The 15,774-nt window shown below is 67.7% G+C and carries 11 protein-coding genes; 6 read left to right on the top strand and 5 right to left on the bottom strand.

What is annotated here, in order from left to right; all coding sequences use genetic code 11:
- Window positions 1-334 (top strand): hypothetical protein (locus tag VN461_16390; GenBank protein ID HXB56355.1); only part of this gene is annotated, 334 nt, incomplete at its 5' end.
- Window positions 335-637: 303 nt separating this feature from the next.
- Complete coding sequence (locus tag VN461_16385) at window positions 638-3,532, top strand: TonB-dependent receptor (GenBank protein ID HXB56354.1); 2,895 nt, start codon at window positions 638-640, stop codon at window positions 3,530-3,532.
- A gap of 86 nt (window positions 3,533-3,618) precedes the next feature.
- On the opposite strand, the gene rpoD is transcribed toward VN461_16385, so the two are convergent.
- The 4 genes from rpoD to larB form a co-directional block, all read right to left on the bottom strand.
- Window positions 3,619-5,289: an RNA polymerase sigma factor RpoD gene (gene rpoD / locus VN461_16380; GenBank protein HXB56353.1), complete on the bottom strand. Its 1,671-nt coding sequence runs from the start codon at window positions 5,287-5,289 to the stop codon at window positions 3,619-3,621.
- A 27-nt stretch (window positions 5,290-5,316) separates the two neighbouring features.
- Complete coding sequence (gene dnaG / locus VN461_16375) at window positions 5,317-7,062, bottom strand: DNA primase (GenBank protein ID HXB56352.1); 1,746 nt, start codon at window positions 7,060-7,062, stop codon at window positions 5,317-5,319.
- A gap of 84 nt (window positions 7,063-7,146) precedes the next feature.
- Window positions 7,147-9,546: an endonuclease MutS2 gene (locus tag VN461_16370; GenBank protein ID HXB56351.1), complete on the bottom strand. Its 2,400-nt coding sequence runs from the start codon at window positions 9,544-9,546 to the stop codon at window positions 7,147-7,149.
- Window positions 9,547-9,766: 220 nt separating this feature from the next.
- Window positions 9,767-10,540 carry a nickel pincer cofactor biosynthesis protein LarB gene (gene larB, locus VN461_16365; GenBank protein ID HXB56350.1) on the bottom strand — a complete coding sequence of 258 codons (774 nt, stop codon included), beginning with the start codon at window positions 10,538-10,540 and terminating at the stop codon, window positions 9,767-9,769.
- Between the two features lie 258 nt (window positions 10,541-10,798).
- Here larB and VN461_16360 point away from each other — a divergent pair, with 258 nt between their 5' ends.
- Genes VN461_16360 through VN461_16345 form a run of 4 tightly spaced genes read left to right on the top strand, consistent with a single transcriptional unit; the run spans window position 10,799 to window position 15,636 of the window.
- Window positions 10,799-12,286, top strand: a complete 1,488-nt coding sequence (locus VN461_16360) for a cellulose synthase family protein (protein ID HXB56349.1) — start codon at window positions 10,799-10,801, stop codon at window positions 12,284-12,286.
- 16 nt (window positions 12,287-12,302) lie between these two features.
- The gene (locus VN461_16355; GenBank protein ID HXB56348.1) at window positions 12,303-13,988 is read left to right on the top strand and encodes a short-chain dehydrogenase; all 1,686 of its coding nucleotides are present in this window, start codon (window positions 12,303-12,305) and stop codon (window positions 13,986-13,988) included.
- Window positions 13,988-14,860, top strand: a complete 873-nt coding sequence (locus VN461_16350) for a cation diffusion facilitator family transporter (protein HXB56347.1) — start codon at window positions 13,988-13,990, stop codon at window positions 14,858-14,860. Before VN461_16355 ends, VN461_16350 begins: the two co-directional genes overlap by 1 nt.
- A complete protein-coding gene (locus VN461_16345) occupies window positions 14,857-15,636 on the top strand; it encodes a hypothetical protein (protein HXB56346.1) in 780 nt (259 codons plus the stop codon). The genes VN461_16350 and VN461_16345 overlap by 4 nt, the downstream gene beginning before the upstream one ends.
- Window position 15,637: 1 nt before the next feature.
- Here VN461_16345 and VN461_16340 read toward each other — a convergent pair whose 3' ends face one another.
- Complete coding sequence (locus VN461_16340) at window positions 15,638-15,763, bottom strand: gamma-butyrobetaine hydroxylase-like domain-containing protein (GenBank protein HXB56345.1); 126 nt, start codon at window positions 15,761-15,763, stop codon at window positions 15,638-15,640.
- Window positions 15,764-15,774 lie beyond the last annotated feature (11 nt).

Raw genomic sequence — 15,774 nt, 5'->3', positions numbered from 1 at the left:
GTCCCCCCTTCTCGACCTCCAGTTTCTGAGGGGAGATGCCCTGGCCCGCATGAGCCGCTACGAAGAAGCGGAAGCAGCTTTCGGGCAAGAGATCCAGGACTTCCCACGGAACTCCCAGGCCTACGCTCGCCTGGCCATCCTTTACGGCCTCACGCACCGTGGTGTGCGCGAGGTGGATCGGCTGCTGGAAGCCATGGCCAGAGCCAACCCGGGGCCGTCGAGCGCCCTCCTGGCCGCGAAGACCCTGGAGTCGATGGGCGACGCTCGCGGCGGCTTGGCTTGGCGTCGGCGGGCGCGTCTGCCGCCGCGCACGGGCGCCGATCCTCGCCCTTGATCGCGCGAGGATCCGAACGGCTGAAGTCAATCAACAGACGATTGGATCTTAGTCCTTAAAATCCTTCATTCCTCTGTATGCATTTCGGCCAGATGTCGCATCAGGTCAACGACTTCTGCCAGGAATGACAGGGAATTCCTGCTCTGGCCCCTGCATTGCATTGAAGCAGGGCGTGAATCAATTCTCACGCGGGGCGTCTCTGCCCTGGGTTCAAACCCGCCGACGGCCGTTCAATCAATTGATTAAGAGCACCAGTGACCGCCATCGAGCGTCGAGTGGGGCCAAACAAAAAGGGAGCTAACGATGACGATGAGACGTCAGTTGCCGTTGGTTGTCGCGCTGGTGCTGGTGAGCTTTGGTCTCGCCTTTGCCCAGGGCACCCAGACCGGCAGCCTCACCGGAACCGTTCGGTCGTCTGACCGTCAGCCCGTACCCGGCGTGAGCGTCACCCTCAAGTCGCCGTCGCTTCTGGGGACGCGGACGTCAATCACGGACGTGAACGGCGGGTATATTTTCAAAGCCCTTCCGCCCGGTAGCTACAAGATCAGCTACGAGCTCTCGGGGTTCGCCACGATCGAGAAGTCGGTAACCGTCGCCCTCGGTTCCGAGCGTCCGGTGGACGTGACCATAACCGTCGCGACCGTTCAGGAGAGCGTGGTCGTGACCGCGGAGGCCCCCACCCCCCTCACCACAACCCAGGTGGGCGCCAACTACAAGTCGGACATGATCGACAGCCTGGCCATCGGCCGCAACCTGGCCGCCATCACCGCCCTCGCCCCCGGCCTCATCGACGCCAACGTGTCCAACACAGGGCAGGTCAAGATCGCCGGGAACTTCGGCTACGACAACGTGTTCCTGGTCGACGGCGTGGACGTCAACGACAACCTCTTCGGGACCGCCCATCTCGCATTCATCGAGGACGCCATCGACGAAACGCAGGTCCTCACGTCCGGGATCTCCGCCGAGTACGGCCGCTTCGGGGGCGGCGTCATCAACGCCGTGACCAAGCGGGGCGGCAATGATTTCTCGGGCAGCTTCCGCGTGAACTTCTCCGATCCGTCCTGGCGCGACACGACCCCGTTTGAAAAACAGCAAGGGATCAAGCGCCAAGACACTCTCAACAAATTCTACGAGGCCACCCTGGGCGGGCCCTTGGTCAAGGACCACCTCTGGTTCTTCGCGGCCGGACGCAAGGAGGGCACCAACACCCAGCTCACCCTCCCGGAAAGCGGTCTGCCATTCACCCAGACGCGGGACCAGAAGCGGGGCGAGATCAAGCTCTCGGGCGCGATCAACCCGAACCACACCGTGACCGTGTCCTACACCAAAGTCTCGGACGCGCTTCACCGGACACCCTTCGACGTCGACATCGACCCCATCCACGACGCTTTCAATGGCAACGAGCCGGTTGATCTCTTCGTCGCGAACTACAACGGCGTGCTCCGGCCTAACCTGTTCGTGGAGCTCCAGGTCTCTAGGAAGACCTTCCAGTTCCAGAACGAAGGCGGGACGAGCACGAGCATCATCGACTCGCCCTACCTCGCGCAGAGTGCCTTCCTCGCCTACAACGCCCCCTACTTCGACGCCACCGACCCCGAACACCGTGACAATCGGCAGCTCGCGGGCTCGCTCTCGTACTTCCTCACCACGCAAAACCTCGGGAAGCACGACCTCAAGTTGGGCTTCGAGAACTACCGCTCCCAGCGCACGGGCGGCAACTCGCAGTCGTCGACGAATTACGTCTTCTACACGGACTACGCCACGGACGCCAACGGGAAGCCCCTGTTCGACTCCAACGGCTACGTGGAACCCGTCTTCACGCCTGGCGTGAGCCAGCTCCAGAACTGGCAGGCCGTTCGGGGTGCGGTCAGCTACCTCACCACCAATTCCGCCTACCTCAACGACAAGTGGACCCTCAACAACCACTGGGGGTTCAACCTCGGGGTGCGGGCGGAGTGGGAGAAGAGCGAAGCCACCGGAAACATCAGGACCGTGAGCGCGAACCGGATCGTGCCCCGGCTGGGTGCCTCCTTTGACGTGAACGGGGATGGCAAGTTCAAGCTGGATGCAACCTACTCGCACTACGCGGGCAAGCTGAACGAGACCCAGTTCCTCAACAACACCAACGTCGGCAACCCGAACGCGATCTACTATCTCTACACCGGGCCCGCGGGCCAAGGGCGCGCCTTCGCCCCCGGGATCGACCCCGCGAACTACAGCACAATCATCGGCGGGACCTTCCCCACCGCCAACGTGAAGTACTCCCCGGACATCAAGACGCCGCTCACCCACGAGATAACGGGGGCCGCGGGCATGGAGCTGGGGCGGGGCGGCTACCTGAAAGCGATCTACACGTACCGGAAGATCCACGACTTTGTGCAGAAGTTCGTCAACACCAAGAATGGCTTCACGGACGTGGTCGTGAACGGCATCGACTTCGGGACCTTCACGAACCAGCTCTGGGCCAATGACGACACCGGCCTCCGGGAGTACTCGGCGCTGCAGTTCCAGGCCGGCTATCGTCCCACCCCGCGCTGGAACCTCCAAGGCCACTACACGCTCATGCTCAAAGACGACGGCAACCAGGAGGGCGAGGGCCCGAACCAGCCGGGTGCACCCTCGTTCTTCTCGGGCTACTATCCCGAGCTCTTCGACCCCAACCGCTTGTTCCCGGTGGGCCATCTCCTGGGCTTCCAGCGGCACCGCGCGCGGGCCTGGACCACCTATGACCTCGGCCTCGGCAAGGCCGGCGACGTGAGCCTCGGGCTTCTCTACCGCTTCGATTCCGGCACCGCCTACAGCATCCGGCAGGCGGGTGCGGGCCTGACCTCGGTCCAGAAGGCCATCGGGGCGGCGCTCTACCCGGACCTGCCCACCAGCCAGACCATCTACTTCGCGCCCGGGCGCGGCTCCCAGTTCTTCGAGGATGCTCACCTCATCGACTTCTCGATCAACTGGGGCGTGCCCATCTACAAGAGCGCGAGGCCGTGGGTGAAGTTCGAGATCCGCAACCTGTTCGACAGCACCCCCCTCATCAACCCCAGCATCTCGGGGGTCAGGGCGGATCCCAACAGCCCCAAGGACGCCCTGGGCATCCCGACCGGATACACCATCGGGGGGACATTCCTCAAGGGAACGGCCACTAGCGCCTACCCCTTCCCGCGCGAGTACTTCGTATCCCTGGGATTCCGCTTCTAGACGGACATCATCGTCGGTTAGGAAAAAGGGGGCGGCTCCGGCCGCCCCTTTTCGCTTGCTGCGGGATCGTTCTCCGGGCTTGTCGCCTAGATTCGGCTCCCCTCCAGGAAGGCCTTGAGCTTTCGGCTACGGCTGGGATGGCGGAGCTTGCGCAGGGCCTTGGCCTCGATCTGGCGGATGCGCTCGCGGGTGACCGCGAAGTTCTGGCCGACCTCCTCCAGGGTGTGCTCGCTGCCGTCCCCCAGCCCGAAACGCATCTTGATGACCTTCTCCTCGCGGGGGGTCAGGGTCTTGAGCAGGGCCTCCGTCTGGTCCTTGAGGTTGATGTTGATCACGGCCTCCGCGGGGGAGACCACGTTGCGGTCCTCGATGAAGTCCCCCAGATGCGAGTCCTCCTCCTCCCCGATGGGCGTCTCCAGGGAGATCGGCTCCTGCGCGATCTTCAGCACCTTGCGGACCTTGCTTACCGGGATGTCCATCCGCTTGGCGATCTCCTCCGAGGTGGGCTCCCGGCCGTACTCCTGGACCAGGGCCCGGCTGGTTCGGATGAGCTTGTTGATGGTCTCGATCATGTGCACGGGGATGCGGATGGTGCGGGCCTGGTCGGCGATGGCGCGGGTGATGGCCTGGCGGATCCACCAGGTGGCGTAGGTGGAGAACTTGTAGCCGCGCTTGTACTCGAACTTGTCGACCGCCTTCATGAGGCCGATGTTGCCCTCCTGGATGAGGTCCAGGAACTGCAGCCCCCGGTTCGTGTACTTCTTGGCGATGGAGACCACGAGCCGGAGGTTGGCTTCCACCAGCTCCTTCTTGGCCTGCTCCGCCTGGTGCTCGCCCTCCACCACCGTGCGCAGGGTGCGCTTCAGCTCCTCGGGCCGGGTGTCGAACTCCTCCTGGATGCCGCCGAGCAGGCCCCTCTGTTCGTGGATCAGCTTGCGGACCGCCTTCTTGTACTCGTCGGAGACCTTGTGCCGGAGCTTCGGCTCCAAGCGGGCCATCTGGCTCTCCGCCTCGCGGATGCGCTCCACCGACTCCCGGATCCGCTCTGTGAGCCGGCGCTTCACCGCTTCGCTGAACTCGATGTGGCGGATGGCCTGGGAGACCCGGATGCGCATCCGGCCCAGCTTCCATTTTGCGCGGTAATAGCGGGGCGCCCTCCGGTCCAGCTTCAGGAACTGCCGTCGGTAGGAGAGGTACTCCCGGTGCGCATCCGCCACCTTGCCGATCAGCTTCAGGGTCTCCCGGATCTTGCTCTCAAGCTTCTCCTCCGTGACCTCCTCTTCGTTGAAGACCACCACGTCCCGGACCGTGATCTCCCGGGCCTGGAGCCGCTCGCCCAGCCGGGCCACCTCCTGGGCAGCCATGGGGGTGCGGGCGATCACGCGCAGGACCGCCTTCTTCCCCCGCTCGATGCGCTTGGCGATCTCCACCTCCCCCTCGCGGGTGAGGAGGGGCACGGTGCCCATCTCTCGCAAGTACATGCGCACGGGGTCGTTGGTCTTGTCGAGGGCCCCCGGGGTGAGGTCCAGCTCCGCGCCCTCCTCGCCCTCCGCCTTCTCCCGGTACTTCTGCTCTGAGTCCACGACCTCGATGCCCATGGACCCGAACATGGAGAAGATGTCGTCCAGTTCGTCCGAGGAGCTGATCTCGGACGGCAGCATGTCGTTGACCTCTTCGTAGAGAAGGTAGCCCTTCTCCTTGCCCATGGTGATGAGCTGCCGTACCTCGTCGTATTTTTCTTCGATAGACAGAGCCATTGCCTTAGTTCTACCTCGTATGAGCCGTCATAAGTTCGCGATTTGCCGTTTGATCTGGTTCTTCTCCCGGAGCAGCGCGTCCAGGGAGGGGCCGCTGGCGCTCTTGAGCGTCTTCTGGATCTCCGCCATCCGGGCCTTGAGGGGCAGCGACTTCAGCTCCCGGACGCAGTCCAGGGGGGTGACGCCATCGGTGGGGCCGCCTTCCACCGCAATTGCGGTCAGCATACGGCGGGCCTCGTCGCTGGCGAGGGCGGCCGCGAGGGCGGCCGCGGTCGGCCTCTCCCCCCGCAGGTAGAGGGTCTTGGCCGCGCGCAGGACCTCCGCCGATTGCAGGCCGACGATGTCGGCGTCCGTGATCGCGCCTAGGGCAAGATCGATCCCTTCTCGCTCCCTTAGGAGCAGGGCCAGGAGCAACTTCTCGGCCGGCACCAGGGAGGGGCGCGGCGTCGGCCTCGCCGAGACCTCCGGGCCCGGCACCGCAGCCCGGCCGCTCAGGGCGCGCCTCAGCTCGTCGCGGGCGGCCGCTTCGTCGAGGCCGCCCGCCTCCGCGACGCGGGGCAGCCAGGCCGCCCGCTCCACCGCGCTCTCCAGCCGGGCCAGGGTGGGCAGGATCGCGTTCAAGTAGGCCGCTTTGCCGGCCGGGGTCCGCGTCTCGTGCTCGGCCAGCGCCCGCCGGACCAGCCACTCCACGGCATCCGGCGCCTCCGCCAGCCGCTCCCGGTAGGCCGGCGCCCCCTCTGCCTTCAAGTACGTGTCGGGGTCGTGGCCCTCCGGCAGCTCCACCACCTGGACCCGCAGGTTCTCTTCCAGCAGCGCGTCGAAGCCCTTGCGCGCCGCCTTCTGCCCCGCGTCGTCCTGGTCGAAGTTCACGACCACCCGGTCCGCGAATCGGTGGAGAAGCCGCGCCTGGCCAGGGGTCAGGGCGGTGCCGCAGGTGGCCACCGCCTCCTCGACCCCCCCCTCCCGCGCCCGCGCCACGTCCAGATAGCCCTCCATCAGGACGACCCGGCCTTCCCTCCGGATCGCCTCCTTGGCCCAGGAGAGCCCGTAGAGCGTCCGGCTCTTCTGGTAGATGGCAGTCTCGGGCGAGTTCAGGTACTTGGGCTCGCTGCCGTCCAGGCTGCGGGCGCCGAAAGCAACCACCTTGCCCGACTCGCTCAGGATGGGGAAGACGGCCCGGTTGCGGAAGCGGTCGTAGTAGCCGCTCTTGTCCGACCGGGGCAGGGCCATCCCCGCCGCCTGCAGCGCGGTGGGCGCGAACTTCCCCCGCAGCGCGCCCAGGAGATCGTCCCAAGCGTCGCGGGCCGCACCCGCGCGGATGCCCTCCAGGGTCTCCTTCTTGAAGCCGCGGCCCAGAAGGTACTCCCGCGCCTTCGACCCCGCTCCCGCCCAGAGCGTGTGCGTGAAGTGCTGGGCCGCCGCCTCCATCAAGGCCAGCATTTCCTCGCGCTCCTTGCGGTCGGGCCCGGCCTCGAACCGGTTCTCGGGGACGGGGACGCCGTGGCGCCGGGCCAGGCCTTCCACCGCCTCCGGGAAACTGAGCCGCTCGTGCAACATGAGGAACTTGAAGACGTCGCCGCCCACCCCGCAGCCGAAGCAGTGGAACACCGCGGGCTCGGCGCGCACGTTGAAGGAGGGGGTCTTCTCCTGGTGGAAAGGACAGAGGCCCTTCCAGGAGGTCCCCATCTTCTTCAGGGCCACGTGGTCGGAGATCACGCGCACGATGTCGGCCGCGCGCCGCACCTCCTCCACGAAGCTCTCGGGAAACGCCATCGACTTATCGCCTCCCCGCCCCCGCGATCGCGGAGGATGAGGGGAGCCCCCGTCCCCTCCGCGCGCCGGTTTCTCCGACCGTCCTCATTCCTTCAGCTCCACGATCGTGACCCCGCCGCCCCCTTCTCCCGCATGCCCGGCGCGCCACGCCGCCACATGGGGATGTCCTTGCAAGAGGCCGGCCACCGCCTTGCGCAGACGTCCCTCTCCGAAGCCGTGGATGACGCGGATCTGGCGCCGGTCCGAGAGAGCGGCGTCGTCCAGCAGCTTGTCCACCCGGGGGAGGGCTTCGTCCACGGTGAGGCCCAGGAGGTTGATTTCGGCCGCGACCTGACCCTTCTTCGTGACCGTCACCGCGGGCGAGGCCGCCCCCGGTCCCGCGGGTCGGAGGGGGAGGGGCCTGAGCTCAGCCTGCGGCACCCGCAGCCGCTTGCCTCCCACCGCGACCTCCGCCTCCTGTCCGTGGAGGGCCAGGACCTCGCCCGTGATCCCCAGGGTGGCGGCGCGAACCCGCATCCCCACCGCCAGGGGCCCCGCCCGCTCGCCCTCCGGCTCTAGCCCCAGCTCCGGGTCGCGCAGAACCTCGTCCTGGACGGCGCGGATCGACCGCAGCGCCCTCTCCCTCGCCCGCGAGGCCACGGCGGCGGGGGACCCGCGCGCGGCCTCCACGCGGGCCACCGCCTCCGCGATGGCGTCCGCTGCCTTGCGGGCCGCCTCCTCACCCTTGCGACCGAGTTCCCGGACGAAGGCTTCCGCCTCCGTGCGCTTGCGGGCCAAGAGCTCCAGCTCGGCTCGCATCTCCGCCATCCGCGCGGCCTCCAGCTCGGCTCGCATCTCCGCCATCCGCGCGGCCTCCGCGTCCAGGGCAGCCTGCTCCTCCTCCAGCTGCTTCAGGAGGGCCTCGGCCTGGGCCTCCTTTTCGTCGCGCCGAGAGCGGGCATCCGCGATCACCGCCGCCGGCAGGCCCAAGCGCTCGGCCATCTCCAGGGCCAGGCTGCGACCGGGCACTCCCAGGGCGAGCCGGTAGGTGGGCTCGTAGGTCGCGGGATCATAGCCAAAGGAGGCGCAGGCGACCCCGGCCGTGGACTGCGCGTAGGCCTTCAGGAGGCCGTGGTGGGTGGTGGCCACCACCATGGCCCCCCGGCTCCGGAACTGGTCCACGATGGCGACCCCGAGCGCCCCCCCCTCCGTCGGGTCGGTGCCCGCGCCAACCTCGTCGAGCAGGACCAGCGACGGCAAGGAGAGATCGTGCGTCATCTCCACGATGGTGGCTAGGTGGGCGGAGAAGGTCGAGAGGTTGGCGGCGATCGACTGCTCGTCGCCGATGTCGGCGTAGAGCCGCCGGAAAACCGGCAGCCGGCTGCCGGGGGCAGCGGGGATGTGGAGACCACACTGGGCCATGAGCGCCAATAGACCTACGGTCTTGAGGGCCACGGTCTTCCCGCCCGTGTTGGGGCCGGAGATGACGAGCACAGGCGCGTCCCCGCCGACCCGGATGCTGACCGGCACCGGCTCCCGGTGTGAACGCCGATCGATGCCCAGACGCTCCGCCAAGTGCGACATCAGGAGGGGATGGCGGGCGGCGACGAGCTCAAGCTCCTCGCCCACCACGGGTGCTATGGCATCCATGTCCCGGGCCAGGAGGGCCATGGCCTGCGCGGTATCGAGCTGCCCGAGCACGCCCCAGGCCCGCTCGAGGTCGCCCGCGTGCTCGCCCACGCGCGCGGTCAGTTCCTGGAGGATGCGAACGACCTCCCGCCGCTCTTCGTCCTGCAGGGAGACGATGTCGTTGTTCAGCTCCACTGCGGGCAAAGGCTCCACGAAAAGGCTCGCCCCCGAGCCCGAGCTGCCGTGGATGATGCCGGGGATCTGGCCGCGGTGCTCGGCCTTGAGGAGAAGCACGTAGCGGTCGTTTCGAGTAGTGACGAGCTTGTCCTGCAGGAGGCGGTCGGCCTCCTTGCCATGCAGGAACGACTCCATCACGCTCGTGAGCTGGACGCGGAGGCGGGCGAGGGCCCGCCGGGCCTCCGCGAGCTTGGGGGAAGCCTCGTCCGCCACCTCTCCCGAGGGGAGGATCGCCCGTCGAATCGCGCTAGCCACCGCGGTCAGGTCCCTGACCTCGGAGGCCAGGCGAGAAAGGCGGGGCACGTCCGCCTCCGCCCTCACCCGCCGCGCGATCTCCCCTCCTCCCTCGATGAAGGAGGCCACCTCCAGCAAAGCGGTGGAGGCCAGGTGGAGCCCAGCGACCCGGGCGGCGGGCAGGATCTCCGAAAGGTCGGGGAGGTCGTGATAAGGCTGCCGGCCCACCGCGCGCACGAGGGCGACCGCCTCCGTGGTCACGGCGAGGGCATCGCGGACGGAGGAGAGCTCGGTCTGGGGGAGGAGGGCCTCGATCCTGGACTTGCCTGGGACGGACCCCGCCAGCATCAGCAACAACGCCCGAATTTTGTCAAACTCCAGAGCTCTAAGCGTGTTCGCGTTCAACCGTCGCTGCCTCCACGACTCGTCCTGCCACCGCCGCCCACGCGGAACCGGCCCCTGATCAACAGCCAGGGCCTCTAGGAGAAACACAGACCATTCTGTGGTTTAGGGTCGGGGACACGGATGGGATCCGGCCCATGCCCCCCCTCTCCCGCCGCCTCGCCATCCAGACCTCTGGGCCGGGACAGGACTACCTACAAGATGTGAAGAATCAATGGTTTTGTCAAGGTCCGAGGGGATCGCTTTTTTGGCCTGTGCGCAGGATAAGGCTCGCCAGGTAGCCGGCACCGAATCCGTTGTCGATGTTGACGACGGCCACCCCGGACGAGCAGGAGTTCAGCATGCCCAGCAGGGCGGCCAGGCCCCCAAACGCCGCCCCGTAGCCGATGCTCGTGGGCACGGCGATGACGGGAGCGTCCACGAGGCCGCCCACCACGGAGGGAAGCGCCCCTTCCATGCCCGCCACCACGATCACGACCCGGGCCTGACGGATGGACTCCGCGCGGTCGAGCAGGCGGTGGAGGCCGGCCACCCCTACGTCGTAGATTCGGTCCACCACCGCGCCATGGAAGCTGGCGGTGAGGCCAGCTTCCTCGGCCGCCGGCACATCCGAGGTGCCCGCACACACGACGGCCACCCGGCCGGGGAGGACGCTCGGAGGTGTGAGCTCCAGGGTCAGGCAGCGGGCGAGCTCGTGAAAGCGCGCCGCCGGCCAGGACGCGGCCACCGCATGGTGGGCCGACTCCGTGGTCCGGGTCACGAGCACGTTCTGGCCCCGCCCGGCAATGCGGTCGGCGATGGCCGCGATCTGCTCGGGGGTTTTGCCCGCCCCAAAAATCGCTTCCGGGAAGCCCCGGCGCAAGGCGCGGTGGTGGTCCACCTTGGCGAACCCCAGGTCCTCGTAGGGCAAGCTCTTGAGGCGTTCGGCCGCGGCCTCCGGGCTTAAGGCCCCCTCCCGGACCTTTTGTAAGAGCGCGCGAAGATCCTTCGGGTCCATTGACTTATCCTGCGGCTCGGCTACACTTCACGTTCGTACCCCGCGGCATTAGCGGTTCCTTGTCTGTTCCCGAAGGGTCGCGGCCGCGATGTGCTCGCGAGCTTGAATGTTCCCTTGCGGTTTCAAGCTGTGTCAAGGGGCGCCCCCCGGCGATCGGCAACGAGCGCAGGCAAGGCGTCGTGAGGTGAATCCGCGCCGGCTGCCGGCCGGCGGGTCGCGACGCGTGCCCGTGCAGGAGGAGGTCTCGTCCCCCAAGCCATGAACCCACTCGAGTTCGCCATCCTCGGTCTTTACTTCCTCACCCTCGTCATTCTCGCCGTCCTCGGCTTCCACCGCTACGTGATGGTCTACCTTTACTTCCGGAACCGCGCCGGCCGGGCTCTCCCCGTCCCTCCCCCGGAGCATCTGCCGCGGGTCACCGTCCAGCTCCCGATCTACAACGAGATGTACGTGGTGGAGCGGTTGCTCGATTCCGTCTGTCGCATCCGCTACCCCCGCGAGCTCTTGGAGATCCAGGTTCTGGATGACTCCACCGACGAGACCACCGCCCTCTGCCGGGCCGCCGTCGACCGTTACCGTGGCCAAGGCTTCGACATCCAACACCTCCGTCGGGACGACCGGACGGGCTTCAAGGCGGGAGCGCTGGACGCGGGCCTCCAGGTGGCGAGCGGTGAGTTTATCCTCATCTTCGACGCCGACTTCGTGGCCCCTCCCGACTTCCTGGAGAAGACCCTCGGCCACTTCCAGGACCCGAAGGTGGGAATGGTCCAGGTGCGTTGGGGGCATATCAACCGCAACTACTCTCTACTGACCCAGGTCCAGTCCATCCTTCTCGACGGGCACTTCATCCTGGAGCACGGGGGCCGCAATCGCTCCGGACGCTTCTTCAACTTCAACGGCACGGCCGGAATCTGGCGACGCACGGTCATCACCGACGCCGGCGGCTGGCAGCACGACACCCTCACCGAGGACCTGGACCTCTCGTACCGGGCCCAGATGCGGGGCTGGCGGTTCGTCTTCATGCAGGACGTGGTCTCCCCCGCCGAAGTTCCGGTGGAGATGAATGCCTTCAAGAGCCAGCAGCACCGCTGGGCCAAAGGCTCGGTCCAGACCTGCAAGAAGCTTCTGCCCCGTTTGCTGGCCTCGGGCCTGCCCCTCCCCATCAAGATCGAGGCCGCCTTCCATCTCTGCGCCAACTTCGCCTATCCCCTGATGGTGCTCCTCTCCATCCTGATGTTCCCGGCCATGGTGATCCGGTACAACATGGGCTGGTACGAGATGATGCTGGTGGACGTGCCCCTCTTCCTGGGCGCTACCATGAGCGTGTGCTCGTTCTACCTCTTCAGCCAGAAAGAGGTATTCGGGGAGGTCTGGAAGAGCCGGCTCAAGTACCTGCCCGCCGTCCTCTCCGTCGGCATCGGCCTCTCCGTGAACAACGCCAAGGCCGTGCTGGAGGGCCTCTTCGGCCGGCGCAGCGAGTTCACCCGCACCCCCAAGTACCGTATCGAGGGGGCGGGAGACGATTGGAGGCAGAAGCGCTACCGGGGGAGTTCGAGCGTGCTGCCCCTCCTGGAGCTGATGCTCGGCGTCTACTTCACGTTCATGGCCTACTACGCCGCCGTCTACCAGATCTACGGAACGCTGCCCTTCATCCTGCTCTTCCAGTCGGGGTTCTTTTACACGGCCGTGCTGTCGCTCCTCGAGAACGGCGGGCGGCTGGCTCTGGTGGGAGAGCAAGAAGCCTGAGGGCCGGACCCCTCTTTTGGACCCTGCCGGCAAGCACGTCCTGATCCTCGGCGGCTACGGCCTGGTGGGGCAGGCCGTGGCCCGCCGCCTTCTGCGCCAGCACCCCCGCCGGCTGACCCTCCTTTCTCTGAAGCGGGAGGAGGCGGAGGACGCGGTCCGGAGCCTCCGGCCCGAGGCGGGGACGGTCGAGCTCATCCCCGCCTGGGGGGACATCTTCGCCTTCGCGGATGTGAAGGACCGGCCGCGGCGCGAGGTCTTTGCCGACCCCGCCCACCGCGCCCGCCTCATCGAGAGCCTGATCGAGCCCCTCTCCGAGCCCGCGGCCGCTCCCTACTATCTCCACCAGCTCATCACCGGCTTAACCCCGGACGTGATCGTGGATGCCGTGAACACCGCCACCGGGATCGCCTACCAGGACGTATACAAGACGAGCCGGCTCGCCCACGCGGCCCTGAAGGCGGGGACCGACCTGCGCGAGAGCCTGGAGATGCTGCTCGTCACGGACTACGTGCCCCAGCTCATCCGCCACGTCCAAGTGCTCTACCAGTCCATGGTGAAGGCGGGGACCAAGGCCTACATCAAGATCGGCACCTCGGGCACGGGGGGGATGGGCCTCAACATCCCCTACACCCACTCCGAGGAGAAGCCCTCTCGGGTGCTGCTCGCCAAGAGCGCGCTGGCGGGAGCCCACACCCTGCTCCTGTTCCTGATGGCGCGGACGCCCGGCGGACCCATCACCAAGGAGATCAAGCCCGCCGCCGCCATCGCTTGGAAGAGGATCGGGTTCGGGGAGATCCTGCGGGGGGGGAGCCCGGTCCCGCTCTACGACGCCGAGCCGGGGGAGGCCGAGACCTTGCGCCCCGGGGACCGATTCTCGCCCCTCGACCCCCGGCGGGGTCGCGCCACCGGCCAGACCCTGAAGAGCGTCTTCATCGACACCGGCGAGAACGGCATCTTCTCCCTGGAGGAGTTCGCGGCCATCACCACCAGCGAGCAGATGGAGTTCGTGACCCCGGAGGAGATCGCGGACGTGGTGGCCCGGGAGCTGATGGGCGGCAACACCGGCCACGAGGTCATCAACGCCCTCGACAATGCGGTCATGGGCCCCACCTACCGGGCGGGGCTCATGCGGCACTGGGCTCTAGAGAAGCTCCGGGAGCAGGAGGAGCGACACCAGGTGCGGAGCGTGGCCTTCGAGAACCTGGGCCCCCCGCGGCTATCCAAGCTCCTGCACGAGGCCGACCTCCTGCGCCGCGCCTACGAGACCATGGGCCGGGTGCGCACGGCCGCGCCCGTCGAGATGTCCCAACGGGTAGCCGAGCTCCTGAGGAGCGATCCCGCCCGCCGGTCCGAAATCATTTCCATCGGCATCCCCATCCTCCTGCCCGACGGACGCCTGCTGCGGGGTCCGGAGTGCAAGATCCCCCCCGTCTCCGCGCCCGCCGAGGCGCACCCGGTGACGCCCGAGAGCCTGGAGGCCTGGGCGCGTGCGGGCTGGGTCGACCTCCGGGAAGCGAACATGTCCCTCTGGAGGGACCGCTTTGAGCGCATCGAGAGGGAAGTGGGCGCGATTCCCCCCGACGAGACCTCGTCGCGCTTCCTGCGCGACCGCCAGTTCTGGGGCCCGGAGGAGTACATCCAGCCCGGCAAGGTGGTGGGCTGGATCTTCTCGATCGAGGAGAAGGGCGCGCGGATGAAGTGATGCCGCCCCCCTCGCCCGACGTCCGCAGCCGCGCCGTCCGCAAGGTTCTCCTCTTGACCCTCCTCCTCAACCTCGCGGTCAGCGGGAGCAAGATCCTGGTGGGCACGCTCTCGGGAAGCCTGTCCATGGTGGCGGACGGCTACCATAGCCTCCTCGACGGCGCGGACAACATTCTGGGCCTCCTGGTGGCCTCTTTCTCCTACGCCCCCCCCGACCGCGGACACCCCTACGGTCACCGCAAGTTCGAGAACGCGGCCACCATCCTCATCGGGGCCGCGCTCTTGGCCCTAGCCTACGGGGTCGTGCAGGGGGCCCTCGAGCACGCCGCCCAGGCCACGCTGCCCCAGATCGGCATCCTCAATTGGGCGGTCATGATCGCGACCATGGCCGTGAACCTCTTCGTGGTCGTCTACGAGCGAGGAGAAGGCCGGCGGCTCCGGAGCGATTTCCTCCTCGCCGACTCCGCCCACACCCGCGCCGATCTCTACACCTCCTTGGGGGTGATCGCCTCCTTCGCGGGAGCCAAAGCCCGCCTGCCCTGGGCGGACGCGGCGGTGGCGGTGGCCATCGCCGCCGTGATCGCGTGGCAAGCGGTCAAGATCCTGGTGGGCGCTTTCCACGTCCTCACCGACCGGGCCGCCATCCCCCCCGAGATGATCGCCGCCCTCCTGGCCGGGATGAGGGAGGTCCGGGACATCCGGGAGGTCCGCACGCGGGGAAGCGCAGACGCCGTGTATGTCGACCTCGTGGTCCAGCTGGACGGGGACTTGACGCTTCGGGCCGCCCATGAGGTCGCCAACCGCATCGAGCGGGCGCTCACCCAGGCGCGGCAGGACATCGTCGACGTGGTGGTCCACCTGGAACCGGCATGAAGCCGCGGCCGCCCTTCATCGACCTGCGGCCGGCTGAGGTCGAGGTGCCCCCCCTCGGGAACAAGCTCTTCCTGGGGCGCCTGGACCCCGCCACCGTGCGCCACGAAATGGAGGAGGCGGGGATCCTGGCCGGGCTTGCCGCGCGGGGCTACGGCGACGTTCTCCTCCGGACCAGCATCGAGGGCGGGGAGCACCGGCTTCGGATCCTGTCCGGGGACGCCCGGGCGACGCTCGTGGACCTCCGGCTCGCCGAGGCCTCCGCCCTTCTCAAGGAGCCCGGGCTCTTCCGGCTCGGCCTGGAGCTCTTGTCCTTCCTCTCCATGCGCTGGCTCTCCCTCCAAGACCCGGCGGCCGCCTTCACCCCCGACCGGCCGCGCCTTCCCGGTCAGCGCTACCCCGGCCTCGGCCTCTCCCGCCGGTTCTACGAGCGCCTTCTGCTCTGGGCGGAGGAGTGGGGGAAGGACGGCCTCGTCAACTACCCCCAGTACTTTCACAACGCCGCCTTCTACCGCCGCGCCTTTCGCTTTATCTCCCCCGCCCGGGAGGGGCGTTTCGAGGCCCTGGCCCGCGATCTGGGCGCGCTCTCCGTGGCCGACGCCTCGGCCGCGCTCGAGGAGGGGCGGGTGGAGGAGGCGGGGGAGGGGCGGGCGGCTTGGGAGCCAGGAGAGATGGTGTCCCCCCTCACCCGGGGGCTTAAGGGCTACCTCGATTCGCCCGACTACGCGCGTGCGGTGGAGGCGGTGCGGGAGCGGACGCGCTTTCGGGTGTTGCCTTGAGTCAGCGCTTCTCCCCCCCGCAGGCGGGGCAGGGGCAGAGCGCCCGCAGCAAGCGGAAGCTGTAGATGCCGGTGTTGTGGCCGTCTCCCCAGGTCGGCGCGAGCGCGTAGTTGCCGACCGCTTCCACCTGGACGAGCT

This window comes from Vicinamibacteria bacterium, from assembly GCA_035570235.1.
GTDB lineage: Bacteria > Acidobacteriota > Vicinamibacteria > Fen-336 > Fen-336 > DATMML01.
The sequence above is the reverse complement of the archived record's forward strand: the minus strand, read 5'-3'. Positions and strand labels throughout refer to the sequence as shown.

Coding starts and splice junctions, on each gene's coding strand:
- VN461_16385 (HXB56354.1), top strand. CDS start 638: ATGACGATGAGACGTCAGTTGCCGTTGGTTGTCGCGCTGGTGCTGGTG.
- rpoD (HXB56353.1), bottom strand. CDS start 5,289: ATGGCTCTGTCTATCGAAGAAAAATACGACGAGGTACGGCAGCTCATC.
- dnaG (HXB56352.1), bottom strand. CDS start 7,062: ATGGCGTTTCCCGAGAGCTTCGTGGAGGAGGTGCGGCGCGCGGCCGAC.
- larB (HXB56350.1), bottom strand. CDS start 10,540: ATGGACCCGAAGGATCTTCGCGCGCTCTTACAAAAGGTCCGGGAGGGG.
- VN461_16360 (HXB56349.1), top strand. CDS start 10,799: ATGAACCCACTCGAGTTCGCCATCCTCGGTCTTTACTTCCTCACCCTC.
- VN461_16350 (HXB56347.1), top strand. CDS start 13,988: ATGCCGCCCCCCTCGCCCGACGTCCGCAGCCGCGCCGTCCGCAAGGTT.
- VN461_16345 (HXB56346.1), top strand. CDS start 14,857: ATGAAGCCGCGGCCGCCCTTCATCGACCTGCGGCCGGCTGAGGTCGAG.